Source organism: uncultured Sulfuricurvum sp., from assembly GCF_937936435.1.
In the GTDB taxonomy this organism is placed as follows: Bacteria; Campylobacterota; Campylobacteria; order Campylobacterales; family Sulfurimonadaceae; genus Sulfuricurvum.
On record NZ_CALDDG010000068.1, the window covers coordinates 33,269 to 49,637 of the forward strand.

Consider the following 16,369-nt stretch of genomic DNA (forward strand, 5'->3'; position numbering starts at 1 on the left):
TTCTCAGAAAGCCGTCGCACCGCATCTTCCAAAAGTTATAATAATCTTTCAATTTTTTTGTATATACTGTTAATGCCTAATGATACTAAAAATTTACTCTTGTTATACTACAATGATAGTATTCGATCATTGAGAAGACCCGAAAAGCGAGTTAATGTGATAAAGATTATAAACAGTGAAGAGTTTTCCTATTTCCTGCGCGTTCATAGAAATGAGATCATCAAACGGTGGATGAATAAAAGCGAAGTGCAAAACGTGCTTCATCGGCATTCTCTCCCCGCTATTGAAAAAAATACCCATTTATTTTACGAATTTTGCGATTGTTATATCAGCATTATTGAATGGCGCTCGACGATCTCCGAGTGTCAGGTTAAAATCGATTTTTTACAGCTTCTCAATAATTACAATGTAACGACTGCCGATCTTTTTACCCTTATCACAAAACTCAAAAATGCTATCGAATCCGTTATTTTTGAAAACGGGAACCTTTCGTATGCTTTGCAAAGTGAAATCGATGCTCTGACGTTAGAGATGGCAAATGATCTCGCCGTCAATTTTGAAAGTATTATCGGAAGCAATAAAAACTACAAAAGTGAAAACTCTAACCTCCTTGCCGAGTATAAAAAAGCGGTGGATTTAAGCAATATCGTCTCAAAAACCAATCCCAAAGGGGTCATTACCTACGTCAATGACAAGTTTTGCGAAATCTCGGGATATACGCGCGACGAGCTTGTGGGTAAGCCGCACAATATCATCCGCCATCCGGATATGCAGAGGGAGACGTTTAAAAATTTGTGGGATACCATCAAGGCCAAAAAGAGCTGGAACGGTATCGTAACCAATATGCGAAAAGACGGAGGACAATACATCGTCGATACGACGATTATCCCGATCCTGGATGTGGACGGAGATGTCGTGGAATACATAGCGATACGACACGATATCACGGAACTCGAAGAGACAAAGCAGCAGCTTAAAAATATCAATAAAGCGATGAAACAAAAAGTCGATGAACTTTATTCGATGACCAATACGCTGGAACAAAAGGCATATCGGGATAATCTCACCGGTATCAATAACCGGGAAAATTTCGAAGATATTTTTGCGATTGAAATCGCGAACGCAAAGCAAAACAATGTGCCGCTGAGCCTGATCATCTTTGATGTGGATAACTTTAAATTGGTTAATGACACTTACGGTCATCAGGCAGGGGACGTTATTTTGATCGATTTAGTCAATCTGGTTGCGAGTAATATTAAAAACGGCGATATTTTTGCCCGATGGGGAGGGGAAGAATTCGTGATCCTAACCCCTTCTACGGAGATGAACGGTGCACGTAATCTGGCCGAAAATCTGCGTAAAATTGCACAAACGCATACATTCAGCTATGTCGATAAAAATATGACACTCAGTTTCGGGATTGCCCAAATGAGCATCGAAGATGATAAGAAAACGTTGTTTGAAAAAGCGGATGCAGCATTGTATGAAGCGAAAAAGAACGGTAGAAATCGTGTGGAGATGTATAACGCCTAAGGGATATCGGCAATCGAATCCGCGATAAAATCGGGCATTATCCCCGATTCCAGATCCTGAACTACAAACTTGCCCGTCTTGACCAGCAGGGTTTTAAGTCCTGCTTCCTGAGCCCCGAGAATATCACTCTCGATATCGTCTCCGATCATCAGGCATTCGGCAGGTTCGACATTCATACTGCTGCAGGCAAGACGGTAAAAGTCGTGGCTCGGTTTTCCGATGATATGTGCCTCTTTTCCACTGGCATATTCCAAAGCACTGACGAATCCACCCGCATCCATGCTTAATTGATAGTCGTTGTCTTTAAAATAGCGGTTTTTGGCGACGGCAATCAGTTCGCTTCCGCTTTGCAAAAGTCGAAATGCTTTGTTGAGTCTTTCATAGGTAAAGTTCTCCTGAGCATCGCCTACAACGACGTAATGTTGCCGCTCGATTTCGTTCAAATCGTCGAAAAATGCGGTTGCATCGTCGGTCAGGAGATAAAATCCCCGGCTGTCATGGTTTTTAAGAAACAGTTTCGTCACATCGAGCGCGGTGAGAACTTCATCTTCGGCAATGTCAAAGCCCATTGAACGAAGGGCTTCTACAACCTGCTGAGCGGTCTTTTGCGTCGTATTGGTGACGAAACGGACAGAATAACGGCTTTTGATCCTGACAAGGGTCTCTATCGCGCCGGGAATAGGGGTGTCACCGACATAGAGTACACCGCCGATGTCACATAAAACGGCTTTGATAGAAGGATCAAACATATGAGTCTCGACAGCCTGAAATCTAGGCTGCCGCCTCCTCTTCGTCGAGGTGGAGATAGAGTTGGAAAAAAGCGTCGACATCATCGATCTGCAGACTTTTAGAGATAAGCCATTGTGAACCGTTTTCCGCCTCATAGCGGATACAATTTTCGGTATCGATATATTTCATCGGATAGATTTCACCGATGTGTTCGACCATGATGTCCAACGGATAGACGAGGGCATTTTCATGTTTTAAATCCATGGTTTGAACCCATAGCGTGTCTAGCTCTGCCATAGCATCGGATTCATCCGGTCCGAAACTCATTAATGCGACTTGACGCATTGTTGTACCGCGTGTATTCATAACATCTCCTTTAAGAAGGTTATTTGACGGCTCCGACTAAGGAGTCGTGATACGTCTGAAAGTTCACCGATTAGCGAACCATACATTGATCCATTGTTCTGATTGAAATATAGCACTCTGCGTTTATCGGAGATATTAATATGTTTACTATGAGAATAAAAATCAATTTTCTTTAAACAAAAAATTTCGTGGATTTAGATCGGAAAGTTTGTTTTTAGGATTTGAGGTGAATGGTTTTTGAAGGTGGTGGCCAATCTCGGAATGCTACTTTCGTCTTTTTTAAAAGCGTATTCAGCGAAGAATCCCGTAAAATAGGACTTTATACAAATCATCTTATTCTCCATATGTGGTCAATTTTGTGGTTAAATTGTATGAAGACTTCAAGACGATAAAATGAAGTTTCATAATATTTGAGTCAAATATTATGATATCTTTACTTGATTACTTCTGGGATTATTTCAACATATTTTTTCTTGTTTTTTGTATATGTTGAATAACGTCATAATAGAGTGGTTCGGATTCATATTTATAAGTGTTTTGTGTATTAGACAAATCTAATAAAGCTACTGTTTGTCCTGAACTTTGAACCATGATTTTTCCAAATTGGTTCCAGCCCTCATATTGTAAATTACCATTCATACTTCTTCGAAAGGCAGTTGTTAAAATATCCGCCAACTGTAATCCTAAACTATTTTGTGAATGCTCAAAAATAATATTTTCACCAAAAATACTTTTTGGGTCAAAATAATTATCAGGATTTTTATCATCAGTAACTTCATCTAAGTATTCTGGAATTTCAAAAATTTTCCGTGAATTAAAAAAATGACTATAATCGCCTTCTTTTAAAAACATAATTGGATTTCGTAAAAATCTTGTTTGTGAAATTGGAAGAATTAAAGATTTCCATAATTTTTCATAGGTAGTAATTTTTTGATTTTTTGCATCTACCGAACAAATAAAATTAGCCAGTGAAGTTGGAATGCGTTGTGAATAGTATAGTGTTGATTTTTGAAGTATAATCATTAACAATTCTATTGTTAATTTTGCTTGTATATATAACTGATTCGGTAAGTTTTCTATGTCTTGTTTAGTTTGATGAAGATTAGCAATAAGAGTAGAATTAAATTTTTCGGTAATATTTTTAATAATAAAGTTTGCTTGTTCTATCTTATGTTCAGTGATTAACTGTTCATCTTGTGTAAGCATATCTATTACTACAGTTTCAAACATAACATCGTAATTACTTAAATGCTGGATTACATCTGAAATTTGTTTTTCATCAAGTTTGCTACCTTTGATTTCATCATTTACAATTCCCCATTTTTCTTTTAATGCTACAAACCCTTCAAATATTGAATCAATTTGATTTTCTGGAATTATTAAAGCACCAATGGCAGATACGTTTGATTTATTTTCTTTTGGCTTGATAAATGCGCCCGCTTCATCGATGAAAATATGCAAAATACGTCCTTTGAACTTAATGGTTATGAATATATCTAAATATTTAATAGAAAAGTAGAAAGTGATGGCCAATACCTGAATCGCACCAAGGCGACCAAAACCATTAAATAGGGAGTTTGGTGGTTAATTTTGTGGTTGAAATAGGTAAAAAGTGTGGTTAAAAACGATTTAGGAAATTTTCAATGTGTTTGAAAGTTCATTGTTTAGGGAGTTTTTAAAAAGTGGTGGTGGCCAATCTCGGAATCGAACCAAGGACACAATGATTTTCAGTCATTTGCTCTACCGACTGAGCTAATTGGCCACGTTTGTGAGGCCGAAATTATAGCTATGAAAGCTTAAAATATAGCTTAAAGTGCAAAAAGCGATTATTTTGTCGCTTTTGCCAACTCTTTGAAGAGGTTCCCGCGCTGCGCGTAGGAGGTAAATTGATCCAGGCTCGCCGCTGCCGGAGAGAGCATTGCGATACTGTGACGGTTGTGTTTTTTGCTGATCTGCTCCACAGCCACGTCGAGGGTATGGCACAGGGTGCAGGGGATATCGTATTGCTTGCACAAGGCTTCAAGGCGCAGTGCGTTTGTTCCGATGGCATAGACGCTAACATCGTATTTTTTAAGAGGCCCGAATAGCTCTTCGAGCTCGACTCCTTTGTCGTCTCCTCCCAAGATGATATGGATGGGATAATCGGCATAGGTACGCAAAGCGGCGAGAGTCGCATCGATGTTGGTGGCTTTGGAGTCATTGACCCAGAGACGGTCTCTGGAGTCGCGGAACTCTTCTTGGCGGTGCGGATCGAGGATAAACGCATTGATACGGTCATAATCGCAGCGATCGTAGAGGATTTTATCGATACCCATGGCGATCATCGCATCCATCAGAAAAGCACCCTTGAATTTGATTCTGCTCGCGTCGAATCCGAAGTATTTGGCAAGGTCTTTTTCGTTCTCGTAAACGATTTTAAACCCCTTTGTCGGTGCATCGGCAAACATCTTCGGTAAAAGGATTGCTTCTCCCTCTTTCATCATCGAAAGCGGCTTTAGTTTGGCGTCAAAATAGGCCTGCATGCTCCCGTGCCAGCTTACATGATCGGGGGTAACGGGGAGCAGGGCATAGATATTCGGACGGGCGACGTCAGTGTAGTGCATACTGAACGAACTGGTCTCCAAAATCCAGATCGGCGCTTCGCTCGACATTTCGGCGAGCGGTGTACCGATGTTGCCGCCGCTTATGGCTCCTTTGTCACTGAGGAGGTATTCTACCATCTGAGTCGTCGTTGTTTTTCCGTTGGTGCCGCTGATCCAGATCGAAAACGGCATGGTCGGAGCGAAGAAGTCATATTCGCTGATCAGATGCGACGCTTGCTGGATAAGAGTATGCGAAGGGGGAAAGCCGGGTGAAGGGATTTCATGGGTGAAAAGACGCGTATCGAATTCGGTGACGGGCTTGAGAAAGTTCCCCTCTTCGTCCGCAGAAGGAACAGTGATCTTGTCGTCAAAAAAGATGCAGGGACCGAAAGCTTTGGCAATGGCGCGGGTTGTTTTGCCGTACCCGAAACAGGCGATATTACGTTTTTCCATATTAGCGAATCTTCAATGTAATTAGGGCGACGATATTAGAAAGAAGCGCGATGATCCAAAATCGGACGATGATTTTGTTCTCAGCCCATTGCTTCATCTCGAAATGGTGATGAATCGGTGCCATCAAAAAGACCCTTTTTTTGCGCAGTTTGTAGCTTCCGACCTGCAAAATGACCGAAACCGTCTCGATGACGAAGATAAGCCCGATCAAGATCAGGAGGACTTCGCTTTTCCCTATGATCGCCATATAAGCGATAAAAGCTCCCAATGTTAACGAACCGCTATCTCCCATAAAAACCTGTGCGGGATGGCAGTTAAACCATAAAAACCCGATGAGCGAGCCGATCAGTGCCGAAGCGATGATGACCACCTCCCCGGCAGGAATTTTCGGCATCAAGAGATAATGTGCCAAAGCGGCATTCCCGACGACGTAAACGATAATACTGAGTGAGAGAAGGGCAAAGATCGAGGGGACGGTTGCCAGCCCGTCGAGTCCGTCGGTGAGGTTAACGGCGTTAGACGTAGCGATGATGACGAGAACCCAGAAACCGATACTGAACCACCCTATATCGAAAAGGCTCGATTTGAGGAACGGAACGTAAAAACCGGTTTCGAGTTTGGCGACAAAGATCAAAAAAACTCCGATAGCGATACCGAATACAAGCTGTAGCATCAGCTTCGCACGGGGGCTGAGACCTGCGAGATTATCACCGCCGCGGATCTTTCCCCAGTCGTCTGTAAAGCCGATGTAGGCATAAAACACTAAAGTGAGCAGTCCGCCGATGACAAACGGATTCATCACATTGACCGTAAGAAGCGAAGCGATAATCGTCGATACGATAAAAACGATCCCTCCCATCGTCGGAGTTTTTGCTTTGCCCTGATGGGCCGCTACGTATTCATTGATCGGCTGAACGCGCGACGAGCGTTGGGCCCAGGCGATAAAACGGGGCATCAGAAAGAGGGTGAGCAGCAACCCGATAAAAAAAGCGACTCCGGCGCGCACGGTAATATACTGTAATAGGTTGATCCCTAAAACATGATGAAGCCAATATAACATTCAGTGAACTCTTTGTGATTAAATTTCAAAAGCAATGCAAAAGTGACATTTTAATATAATCCCCCCAAAGTTTCATTAATCAAGGAGCTAACTTGAGCAAAAAAACTGTTTTAGTCATTACTGACGGGATCGGGTACTCGCCGAAGCATGAATACAATGCGTTTCGTTCGGCATCGAAGCCGACGTACGATCGGTTGTTTCAAGAAGTTCCTCACGCATTTGTGGATACTTTCGGCCTGAGTGTCGGACTCCCCGAGGGACAAATGGGCAATTCCGAAGTCGGACACATGTCTATCGGAAGCGGACGGGTTTTGTATCAGGATCTCGTTAAGATTTCATTGTCGCTGGAAGACGGGAGTTTCGCGAAAAATCCTCTATTCTCATCGTTGCTCAAAACCAGCAAACGCCTTCATCTGATTGCTTTGATGAGTGACGGAGGAGTCCATTCTCATATCGATCATATGATGGGTGTCGCCGATATCGCGGCGGAAGAGGGCAAAGAGGTGTGGCTGCATCTCATCACGGACGGACGCGACGTTGCGCCAAAATCGGCTAAACTTTTTTTACATACGGTCAATGCACACGGCTATAATAATGTGAAAATCGGTTCGATCGGGGGACGTTTTTACACGATGGACCGCGATAACCGATGGGAACGTGTCCAAAAAGGGTATGAAGCGATTATGTCGGCACATCCGAAAAGCGAACAAAGCGTCGCGGACTATATCGAAAATGCGTATGCGGCAGGCGAGACGGATGAATTTATCACTCCTACGGCATTTGAGGGATTTGAGGGAGTTCAGCCGGGTGACGCCGTGTTGATGCTCAATTTCCGAAGCGACAGGATGCGGGAGATCACGACGGCGATCGGAGATCCGGAATTTAGCGGATTCAAACGCACCTTTGTCCCTACCCATCTCGCGACGATGACACAGTACGATAAAAACTTTCCGTATCCGGTACTGTTCCCGAAAGATGCCCCTAAAAATACCTTGGCAGAAGTGATCAGTCGTGCCGGATTGCGGCAGCTTCATACGGCGGAAACCGAAAAATATGCCCACGTCACTTTTTTCTTTAACGGCGGGATCGAAGAGCCGTACGAAAACGAGACACGTGTACTGATCCCGAGCCCGCAAGTGAAAACATACGATATGAAACCTGAAATGAGCGCTCCCGAAGTGGGTGATGTCGGCGGTAAAGCGATCGACGACGGATACGATTTCATCGTTGTCAATTTTGCCAACGGCGATATGGTCGGGCATACCGGTAATTTCGAAGCGGCGGTCAAAGGGGTCGAAGCGGTTGATGCGCAGTTGGGACGTATCGTCGAAGCGGCACAAAGGAACGGCTATGCGATGGTATTGACTTCGGATCACGGCAATTGTGAAGAGATGCGTGATGATGCGGGGAACATGTTGACGAATCATACGGTCGGTAAAGTATGGTGCTTTGTTATGTCTGACGGCGTAACACAAGTCCATTCCGGTGCGCTGAATAACATTGCGCCGACCGTGTTGAAACTGATGGGATTGGAAATTCCCGCAGAGATGGATATGCCGCTGATCTAAAGACAGTATCGTGCGGGAAAAATTATAAAACAAAGGAAACAGCAAATGAAATTTAGCGGTAAAAATGTATTGGTAACGGGTTCCAGCCGTGGAATCGGTGCGGAAGTGGCAAAAGTGTTGGCGGGATACGGGCTTAAAGTATGGATTAACTACCGCAGCGGTGCGGCGGCAGCCGATGCGATTAAGGCAGAGATCGAAGCTGCCGGAGGAGAAGCGGCGGTGATCGGGTTTGACGTAAGCGATGAAGCGGCATTTGTGGACGCGGTCAAAACAATCGTGGATGCAGACGGCGAACTTTCATACCTTGTCAACAATGCGGGTATTACCAATGACAAACTTGCTCTTCGCATGAAAGCCGAAGAGTTTACGGGCGTACTCGATGCGAACCTCACTTCGGCATTTATCGGATGCCGCGAAGCGATGAAAGCGATGCGTAAACAAAAATTCGGAAGCGTCGTCAATATGGCATCCATTGTCGGGGAGACCGGAAACGCGGGACAAACCAACTATGCGGCGAGCAAAGGGGGGATGATCGCAATGACGAAGAGTTTCGCAATCGAAGCGGCGACCAGCGGAATCCGTTACAATTGTATTACACCGGGCTTTATCGCAACCGATATGACCGATGAGCTCAAAGAGGAGATCAAAGCCTCGTTTACGTCCAAAATACCGATGGCACGTTTCGGGAACGCAAGCGAAGTGGCCGAAGCGACCGCATTTTTGCTAAGCGATCACGCCAGCTACATAACAGGGGAGACTTTGAAGGTCAACGGCGGTATGTATATGTAAAAGCCGCTTGGGGCGCGAAGTTTGCCTCTTAAGCTAAATATGCTATAATTCTACGATTTTATTCATAAGAACAGGAGCTATTATGGCACTTATCGACGATATTAAAGAAGTAGTGGTTGAGCAGCTGAGCGTTAACCCGGACGAAGTTAAAGAGAATTCTAAATTCGTAGAAGATCTTGGCGCTGACAGCCTTGACGTTGTAGAATTGGTAATGGCTCTTGAAGAAAAATTCGATATCGAAATCCCTGATGACGAAGCGGAAAAAATCCAAACCGTTCAAGATGTAATCAACTACATCGAAAGCAAAAACTAAAAAAATTTTATCGGGGGCCCGCCTCGATAAATCCGGCATGTCCAATATTTTTATGGTCTAAGAGATTGGCTTAACGGAGCCAAAGTTTCAGACCATCCATCATCAGGAGAGAATGTGAAAAGAGTAGTAGTAACCGGAATGGGAATGATCAATGCGCTTGGTCACGATAAAGAGAGCTCATTCAAAGCGATTTGTGACGGCGAGTGCGGAATCGATACGATCACGATTTTCGATGCTTCGGCTCAAAGCGCTCAAATCGCGGGAGAAGTTAAAAATTTCGATCCTGAAACGGTCATGGACCCCAAAGAGGTGAAAAAAGCGGACCGTTTTATTCAGCTTGGTATCAAAGCGGCTCAAGAAGCGATGGCGGACGCCAATTTCCCTGAAGGCTTTAATAAAGAGCGCTTTGGAATCGATGCCGCATCCGGTATCGGCGGGCTCCCTTCGATCGAGAAAAACTCGATTATTCTTGAAACCAAAGGTCCGCGTCGTATCTCTCCATTCTTTATCCCGGGAGCTTTGGTCAATATGCTCGGCGGGTTTATCACAATCGATCAAGGTTTGCAAGGGCCTAATCTCTCTGCGGTAACGGCATGTGCTGCGGGAACCCACGCGATCAGCGAGGCGGCAAAAACGATCATGGTCGGCGGAGCGGATCAAATGTTGGTCGTTGCGGCGGAATCGGCGATTACCGGTGTCGGTATCGGCGGATTTGCATCAATGAAAGCGCTTAGCACACGTAATGACGATCCGAAACATGCGTCACGTCCGTTTGATGCGGAACGCGACGGATTCGTTATGGGTGAAGGTGCTGCGGCATTGGTACTTGAAGAGTACGATGCGGCAGTTGCGCGCGGTGCCCGTATTTATGCGGAACTCATCGGATTCGGTGAGAGCGGGGATGCGAACCATATTACTACACCGAGTCTGGAAGGCCCTCTTCGTGCTATGAAAGCGGCACTCACAATGGCGGGAAATCCGAAAGTCGATTACGTCAATGCACACGGAACCAGTACTCCGACAAACGATAAAAATGAGACTGCGGCACTTAAAATCGCATTCGGCGGCAAAGAGAACTGCCCTCCGGTGAGTTCGACGAAAGGGCAAACGGGTCACTGTCTCGGAGCAGCAGGCGGTATCGAAGCGGTTGTCAGTATTATGGCGATGCGTGACGGTATTATCCCTCCGACCATTAATTACGTCAATCCGGATGAAAACTGCGATTTGGATATCGTACCGAATACGGCTCGTAAGGCAGAGCTTAATATTGTAATGTCTAACTCTTTTGGATTTGGCGGTACCAACGGTGTCGTCATTTTCAAAAAAATATAAGAGGGCAAGCCGTTGGCTACCTATTTAGATTTTGAACAAAATATCCGTCAAATTCAAGAAGAGATTATCGCCGCAGAAGTGCGTTACGATCATCATGCGGTAGAGATTCTTAAGCAGGATTTGGACAAAGAGGTTCAAAAAACTTATAGTAACCTCTCTCCGTATCAGGAATTACAGCTGGCACGTCATCAAGACCGCCCGTATGCAATCGATTACATTAACCTTCTTCTGGATACCAAATACGAAATCCATGGCGATCGCCATTTTCGCGACGATCTTTCCATTGTCTGCTTTATCGGTACGATCGGCGAAGAACGGGTTATGGTTATCGGCGAGCAAAAAGGGCGCGGAACCAAAAACAAGCTCAAGCGCAATTTCGGTATGCCGCATCCGGAAGGGTATCGCAAGGCACTTCGTGCCGCAAAAATGGCGGAAAAGTTCAATCTTCCGCTTTTAATGCTGATCGACACTCCGGGTGCTTATCCCGGTCTAGGAGCGGAAGAACGTAATCAGAGCGAAGCGATTGCCCGAAATCTTCTGGAACTCTCCAATCTCAACACGATTACCATTTCCGTCGTTATCGGAGAAGGGGGAAGTGGCGGAGCATTGGCTATCGGCGTAGCCGATCGTTTGGCCATGATGCGCTACTCCGTATTTAGCGTTATCTCTCCTGAGGGGTGTTCCGCCATTTTATGGAATGACCCTGCCAAAGTCGAAGCGGCGACCAAAGCGCTTAAAATCACCAGTGCCGATTTGAAAGAGCTTGATTTGATCGATGACATCATCGACGAACCGCTGATCGGTGCTCATCGTGACAAAGAAGGGGCTGCGGAAGCTCTTAAAAACTATTTCTTGCGGGAAGTTTCAACGCTTCGTGCTCTCAGTGATGCGGAACGTTTGGAAAAACGGTATAACCGTCTTGTCGGCATGGGGCAATTCAGCGAATAATCGCTTTCGATCTGCGGTCTCAAACGACCGTTCTCTCACTCTTCTTTTTTAATCTCTTTTACCGGTTTGGGACGTTTGAGTCTTTTTGCCTCTTTTGAAAACGCTATCAACTCTTCTGCCGTTCGAATGGTATCGGGAACCAGAGCCAATGTCCTCTTGAGCAATTTTGCAGTCGTCATGGCATCGGAAAGGGCACGATGGTGGGTCGCCTCTTTATACAGTTCCAATTGTTCGTTGAGATAGGCGAGGCCGTAACGTTCCGATTCAATCGTACGTTCGGCGAGATCGATGGTGCACAAGGAACGGTTAAGCAGTTTTTCCAAACCGACCCGTTCCATCATTGCCGAGACAAACCCGTAATCGAATTTTGCATCATGCCCGACAAATACACTATCACTTAAAAAAAGACGGAACTCTTCCATTACATATTTTAGAGGACGTGCTTGGAGGGTCTGCTCCGGTGTTATACCGGTAATCTCTTGGATTTGTGTGGGGATCTCGGCGCAATAGACCAAACTCTCATAGGTATCGATGATGGAACCGTTTTGCAGTTTTACCGCCCCGATTTCGATGATTTGGTGATGGGCAGGTTTTGAGCCGTTGGTTTCGATATCGACGATGCAAAAAAGGGTATCGTCAACCGGTGAGAGAGACGTTGAAAGGCGGTAGTAATTGCCGTAAAGAAAAAGATTGAGGCCTCTGGCATTCAACAGCTCCAATGAAAGTTCGGCCGGTTGAGGGAGAGAGGATTCAAACTCTTCTTTGGGAATACCGTTTTTGCTGAGGCGTTGCAGTGTTTTCGGATCGAGTTGTATCATGCTTTGGCTTTCATGATAAATGTTTGAACCTTCTGATGATCTTTGATCCCTTTTGATGCCTCGACACCGCTGCTGACATCAACACCGTAAAAACCGTATGATTTTAAAGAAGAGACATTTTCAGGATCAAGCCCGCCCGCCAAAATGATTTTGGAACAGTCTATTCCGTCGAACCATTCGATATTGAGACGTTTTCCGCTCCCCCCGTAGTTTTCACAATATGCGTCGATAAGCCGGTATTCATCGGCATACGTAAGAACATCCTCACGGCTTTGGGCGCGTATGACCCGCAGTGAAGGGAAGCCGATTTGAGGAAAAAAATCGTCGGAAACCTCACAGTGGATCTGTGCCAATGTACATCCGCTCTCTAAACACATCGTACGAACGGCATCGGGTGCTTCATTGACGAACAGAGCAACTTTTTCGACAAACGGAGGGAGTTTTTCAATGATGGCTTTGGCTTGATCTACCGGAATGTAGCGGGGGGAATCGGGATAAAAGACAAAACCGAGCGCATCGGCACCGGCATCGATTGCAACGGTAGCGTCTTCAAAATTGGTTATACCGCAGATTTTGACTTTCATATTTTCAGGCTATCAATGGCTTTTTTGTAGTCCTCTTGTCCGAAGACGTAGCTCCCGGCAACACAGACGTCGACTCCGGCCTCTTTAAGCATTCCGATATTGGAGCTTCCGACACCGCCGTCAATCTCAATAAGGCAGTTCGGATTGATGCGATCGCGCAACGCTTTTAGACGATGAATTTTCTCAACGACGGTCGGAATGAATTTTTGTCCGCCGAATCCCGGATTAACGCTCATGACGAGAACCATATCGATATCTCCGAGTAAATATTCAACCGATTCGGCAGGAGTATGGGGGTTGAGAACAATTCCGGGTTTGATTCCCAAAGAGCGGATATACTGAATGAGGCGGTGAGGATGTTTTTCCTCTTCGATATGAAAAGTAATGTATCCCGGTTTAAGAGGAGCAAACAGATCGACAAAAAAGGTGTTGTTTTGTACCATAAGATGGATATCGAGAGGTTTGGTCGCTGCCGCCGCAATCGAATTGACAACGACCGGTCCGATGGTGAGATTGGGAACGAAATGTCCGTCCATCACGTCTACGTGCACCAGATCGCATCCCGCATCGCAAATGGCGCGGACATCGCGTGCTAGATTACCGAAATCGGCAGAGAGGACACTGGGAGCGACAAGCATAATAGACACCTTGAATCTTTTTCCGATATTTTAGCGAAAAAGTTTTGCGGATAGCTTTGCCGCGACAGATACATTGAGAATGCGGCGTCGAACTATCGCGTCAGGAAAAAAATAAAATTGCTCCCCTCGAAACTCAAATCGACCTGAACCCCTTTTTTGTTTTGAGCCATCTCCATCAGAGAACTGACGTCATGATAGGTCCTTGGAAGGGTGATATCGACGCGATGCTTTTGTTCGCCCAGAAGCGCTTTTGTCCGACCACCGATGATATTGACGAATTCGGCCAGAGAATCGAGAATCGCTTCTTCATCTTCCGTTGCTTCGCCGATGAGCAGTTCACATGCCTTCTTCGCAATATTTTTGGGAAAAATGAGGATAATCATCCCGTCTACATCGCCGTAAAAACCGATGGAACTGGCATACTGGTCTGCGCTGTTTTTGACTTCCAGTGTTTGGACCTTCGCAGACTCTTTAGTCGCCTTGGCGTTGGTCATCATGGCAATGGTCGAAACGGTTGCTTCGATGAAGTGGGGAAGTTCATTGACCAGCGCTTTGTTAAGCGTTCGAGTCTGTTTTGAGGCCGTGGCGCTGCTTCCTCCGAGTTCTTGCAGAAGCTCTTTGTTTTTGAGTATATCGTCCATGTTGTCGAAGAAGAGCATGCCGGCATCTTCGAGATCATTCTTAAATGTGATCGGTGTTTTTTCAAACGTCAAACCGACAAAACAGATCGTTGCATTGTATTCTGCCGCGGATGAGGCAAGTTTGGTGAAAAAGTTGAGGGCATGGACATTCATCGAGACTACTTTGTACGCATCGAAGATGAAAAGACGGAAGCCGACGTTTAGGGAGTTGTTATGATAGGCGATGTTGAAGGTGTTTCCGATTTCCGCATCGAGAAAATTGGCGATGGTATAAATGATAGCGTTTCCGGTGACGCGGGTTGCTATTTTTTGGCCGAAAAGTCCCAGGTAGGTGTCTTCGATAATGGCGTAATAGAGATCGGGATTCTGTTTCTTTTCATCGAACTCTTTTTTACTTTGGGCGATAATCGGATTATGCCCGTAATCGAAAAGTTCGATTGCCATTGCCGAACGTTGGGAGGGGTCTTCGTTATAAAGCAAAACGGTTTTGGAATCGCTTTTATTCGTCGGGGCGAAAAGTTCGGCGATTTTTTCGGTGCGGAAGAGAGAAAAATTGAGCGTATCCCCGTAGAAACTATTAATCGTTTTGAATTTAACCGAATCGTAATCGCACAATCCGACTGCAATATGTTTATGGGAACGTATGTTTAAAAGGAGTTTGATAAAAACGTCCAGACCGTTTTTATTGAAAAAGATCACTTTTTTCAAAGAGACCAGAATCATATCGACGTTAAGCGCTTCCGTCGCGCGGATATCGTCGAGAGTAAGATAGGATGGGGTGTTGTTGCCGTCTAAAAATCCTTGGGGATGGAATACGGCGACTCTCCCTTTAACGGTTGCTCTCATCGTACTCCACCACCTGCATAAAAGATACGTATATCGGTTCGACGAACTCGATTTGAAAATCGATAAATTCGTTCAGCCCTGCGGCAACATAAGCTCCTTGACTCAGTTCATAAAACAAGAGTAGATGCATCCATTGCGCCAATATTTTTTCATCGCCCGTAAGCCCCGTGTCGAGTCCCGACGCCCCGTGAACGATTCGGCTAATCAGAGGCGGCATCTCCCATTTTTCGGCGATCACGTTGCAAATATCGAAAAGGCTTTGTCCGCTCAAGCGGAATAGAATGGTGTTGTAATCGAGTGCTTTGACGCTTCGCAGCTGTTCCACTTCGCTTCGGCATGCACCGAACAGGGCATCGCATACTATCATGCTGGCAGGTAAAAGGGTAATGGCGCTCTCTGTATCGTGATTGAGTAAAGAGAGGTGACGGAGAATTTTTTCCCATCTGCGGCTGAGCGATGCCTGCAAATCGTAAAAAGCGTGATTATTGAGGGCAAATAATGACCACTCTTTCGGCGCAAGAAGAGTCATAAGATAACTGTATAGAATCTGCTGTGCGGTAGAAGTTCCCAAAATACCGAAGATTTGCGACAAATCGCTTACTTCATTGCGAAATCCGTAAATAGGGCGATTAACCAATGTTTTGAGATAGAGTTTCAAAGCGGGATCGTTTTCGGCGGATTTCGCCGCTTTTACTAAATCGCCGCCTCGGACATACTCAAGCGTTTCACGGACGACGGTGGGAGCTGGGGGAATTTTTTGGATATAAAGAGCGATTTGTTCTTGTGTAACCACGTTTTACGGCGTCCATTCTTGTTATTAAGTTAGGTATGATTGTAATGGTTAATGGTTAAAGAACTCTTTAAGTCCGAACGGACCGTTCCTGCAAATAGCGCAATCGATATAATACTTAAGGTAAACTTTGGGTTTGATAAGGTAAAATTCGCAACTAAAATTTACGCAAGGAGCCTCAAAATGGCAAGAAAATGTGCTATTAGCGGTAAAGGCCCAATGAGCGGGAACAACGTTTCCCACGCGAAAAATAGAACTAAGCGTCGTTTTTTACCAAACCTTCGTACTGTTCGCGTAACGCTTGAAGACGGTACTACCAAAAAACTTAAAATCGCTGCTTCTGAGCTTCGTACTCTGAAAAAAGATTCGTAAACGTCCC

General features: G+C 45.1%; 17 protein-coding genes and 1 tRNA gene. 7 read left to right on the forward strand and 11 right to left on the reverse strand.

From position 1 onward, the window contains the following. The first annotated feature begins 156 nt into the window (after positions 1–156). Positions 157–1,533 carry a sensor domain-containing diguanylate cyclase gene (locus Q0389_RS07330; protein ID WP_298693211.1) on the forward strand — a complete coding sequence of 459 codons (1,377 nt, stop codon included), beginning with the start codon at positions 157–159 and terminating at the stop codon, positions 1,531–1,533. On the opposite strand, the gene Q0389_RS07335 is transcribed toward Q0389_RS07330, so the two are convergent. From Q0389_RS07335 to mraY, 6 genes are all read right to left on the reverse strand, one after another. Next, positions 1,530–2,282 carry a TIGR01458 family HAD-type hydrolase gene (locus Q0389_RS07335; RefSeq protein WP_298693212.1) on the reverse strand — a complete coding sequence of 251 codons (753 nt, stop codon included), beginning with the start codon at positions 2,280–2,282 and terminating at the stop codon, positions 1,530–1,532. The two genes, Q0389_RS07330 and Q0389_RS07335, sit on opposite strands and share 4 nt — an antisense overlap. 22 nt (positions 2,283–2,304) lie before the next feature. Then, complete coding sequence (locus Q0389_RS07340) at positions 2,305–2,628, reverse strand: hypothetical protein (RefSeq protein ID WP_298693213.1); 324 nt, start codon at positions 2,626–2,628, stop codon at positions 2,305–2,307. A gap of 453 nt (positions 2,629–3,081) precedes the next feature. Continuing rightward, positions 3,082–4,089 carry a DUF3800 domain-containing protein gene (locus tag Q0389_RS07345; protein ID WP_298693214.1) on the reverse strand — a complete coding sequence of 336 codons (1,008 nt, stop codon included), beginning with the start codon at positions 4,087–4,089 and terminating at the stop codon, positions 3,082–3,084. A 225-nt stretch (positions 4,090–4,314) separates the two neighbouring features. Next, positions 4,315–4,390, reverse strand: a tRNA-Phe gene (locus Q0389_RS07350). A gap of 64 nt (positions 4,391–4,454) precedes the next feature. Next, positions 4,455–5,663 carry a UDP-N-acetylmuramoyl-L-alanine--D-glutamate ligase gene (gene murD / locus Q0389_RS07355; RefSeq protein ID WP_298693215.1) on the reverse strand — a complete coding sequence of 403 codons (1,209 nt, stop codon included), beginning with the start codon at positions 5,661–5,663 and terminating at the stop codon, positions 4,455–4,457. Position 5,664: 1 nt separating this feature from the next. Further along, positions 5,665–6,723, reverse strand: a complete 1,059-nt coding sequence (gene mraY / locus Q0389_RS07360; protein ID WP_298693216.1) for a phospho-N-acetylmuramoyl-pentapeptide-transferase — start codon at positions 6,721–6,723, stop codon at positions 5,665–5,667. Between the two features lie 92 nt (positions 6,724–6,815). Here mraY and gpmI point away from each other — a divergent pair, with 92 nt between their 5' ends. The 5 genes from gpmI to accA all read left to right on the forward strand — a co-directional run bounded on the left by gpmI (position 6,816) and on the right by accA (position 11,673). Next, positions 6,816–8,291, forward strand: a complete 1,476-nt coding sequence (gpmI, locus tag Q0389_RS07365; RefSeq protein WP_298693217.1) for a 2,3-bisphosphoglycerate-independent phosphoglycerate mutase — start codon at positions 6,816–6,818, stop codon at positions 8,289–8,291. Positions 8,292–8,336: 45 nt separating this feature from the next. Next, on the forward strand, positions 8,337–9,080 hold the full coding sequence (gene fabG / locus Q0389_RS07370; protein ID WP_298693218.1) for a 3-oxoacyl-ACP reductase FabG: 744 nt from the start codon (positions 8,337–8,339) through the stop codon (positions 9,078–9,080). Between the two features lie 82 nt (positions 9,081–9,162). Further along, positions 9,163–9,393, forward strand: coding sequence for an acyl carrier protein (acpP, locus tag Q0389_RS07375; protein ID WP_298693219.1), 231 nt, complete (start codon positions 9,163–9,165; stop codon positions 9,391–9,393). A gap of 114 nt (positions 9,394–9,507) precedes the next feature. After that, positions 9,508–10,725, forward strand: coding sequence for a beta-ketoacyl-ACP synthase II (locus tag Q0389_RS07380; protein ID WP_298693220.1), 1,218 nt, complete (start codon positions 9,508–9,510; stop codon positions 10,723–10,725). A gap of 12 nt (positions 10,726–10,737) precedes the next feature. Beyond that, positions 10,738–11,673, forward strand: a complete 936-nt coding sequence (gene accA / locus Q0389_RS07385; RefSeq protein WP_298693221.1) for an acetyl-CoA carboxylase carboxyl transferase subunit alpha — start codon at positions 10,738–10,740, stop codon at positions 11,671–11,673. A 35-nt stretch (positions 11,674–11,708) separates the two neighbouring features. On the opposite strand, the gene Q0389_RS07390 is transcribed toward accA, so the two are convergent. The 5 genes from Q0389_RS07390 to Q0389_RS07410 all read right to left on the reverse strand — a co-directional run bounded on the left by Q0389_RS07390 (position 11,709) and on the right by Q0389_RS07410 (position 15,993). After that, positions 11,709–12,491: a 3'-5' exonuclease gene (locus Q0389_RS07390; protein ID WP_298693222.1), complete on the reverse strand. Its 783-nt coding sequence runs from the start codon at positions 12,489–12,491 to the stop codon at positions 11,709–11,711. Next, positions 12,488–13,075, reverse strand: coding sequence for a phosphoribosylanthranilate isomerase (locus Q0389_RS07395; RefSeq protein WP_298693223.1), 588 nt, complete (start codon positions 13,073–13,075; stop codon positions 12,488–12,490). Before Q0389_RS07395 ends, Q0389_RS07390 begins: the two co-directional genes overlap by 4 nt. Further along, positions 13,072–13,713 (reverse strand): ribulose-phosphate 3-epimerase, encoded by a 642-nt coding sequence (rpe, locus tag Q0389_RS07400; RefSeq protein WP_298693224.1) that lies wholly within the window; start codon positions 13,711–13,713, stop codon positions 13,072–13,074. The genes Q0389_RS07395 and rpe overlap by 4 nt, the downstream gene beginning before the upstream one ends. Before the next feature lie 92 nt (positions 13,714–13,805). Beyond that, entirely contained in the window at positions 13,806–15,200 is a 1,395-nt protein-coding gene (locus Q0389_RS07405) for a chemotaxis protein CheX (protein WP_298693225.1), read from the reverse strand. Next, positions 15,184–15,993: an HDOD domain-containing protein gene (locus tag Q0389_RS07410; RefSeq protein WP_298693226.1), complete on the reverse strand. Its 810-nt coding sequence runs from the start codon at positions 15,991–15,993 to the stop codon at positions 15,184–15,186. Before Q0389_RS07410 ends, Q0389_RS07405 begins: the two co-directional genes overlap by 17 nt. A 180-nt stretch (positions 15,994–16,173) precedes the next feature. Here Q0389_RS07410 and rpmB point away from each other — a divergent pair, with 180 nt between their 5' ends. Next, positions 16,174–16,362, forward strand: coding sequence for a 50S ribosomal protein L28 (rpmB, locus tag Q0389_RS07415; RefSeq protein ID WP_013459236.1), 189 nt, complete (start codon positions 16,174–16,176; stop codon positions 16,360–16,362). Positions 16,363–16,369 lie beyond the last annotated feature (7 nt).

Bases quoted from the DNA above. Each gene is read 5' to 3' on its own strand.
- Q0389_RS07335 (WP_298693212.1), bottom strand. From the start codon at position 2,282: ATGTTTGATCCTTCTATCAAAGCCGTTTTATGTGACATCGGCGGTGTA.
- Q0389_RS07340 (WP_298693213.1), bottom strand. From the start codon at position 2,628: ATGAATACACGCGGTACAACAATGCGTCAAGTCGCATTAATGAGTTTC.
- murD (WP_298693215.1), bottom strand. From the start codon at position 5,663: ATGGAAAAACGTAATATCGCCTGTTTCGGGTACGGCAAAACAACCCGC.
- mraY (WP_298693216.1), bottom strand. From the start codon at position 6,723: ATGTTATATTGGCTTCATCATGTTTTAGGGATCAACCTATTACAGTAT.
- fabG (WP_298693218.1), top strand. From the start codon at position 8,337: ATGAAATTTAGCGGTAAAAATGTATTGGTAACGGGTTCCAGCCGTGGA.
- acpP (WP_298693219.1), top strand. From the start codon at position 9,163: ATGGCACTTATCGACGATATTAAAGAAGTAGTGGTTGAGCAGCTGAGC.
- Q0389_RS07390 (WP_298693222.1), bottom strand. From the start codon at position 12,491: ATGATACAACTCGATCCGAAAACACTGCAACGCCTCAGCAAAAACGGT.
- Q0389_RS07395 (WP_298693223.1), bottom strand. From the start codon at position 13,075: ATGAAAGTCAAAATCTGCGGTATAACCAATTTTGAAGACGCTACCGTT.
- rpe (WP_298693224.1), bottom strand. From the start codon at position 13,713: ATGCTTGTCGCTCCCAGTGTCCTCTCTGCCGATTTCGGTAATCTAGCA.
- Q0389_RS07405 (WP_298693225.1), bottom strand. From the start codon at position 15,200: ATGAGAGCAACCGTTAAAGGGAGAGTCGCCGTATTCCATCCCCAAGGA.
- rpmB (WP_013459236.1), top strand. From the start codon at position 16,174: ATGGCAAGAAAATGTGCTATTAGCGGTAAAGGCCCAATGAGCGGGAAC.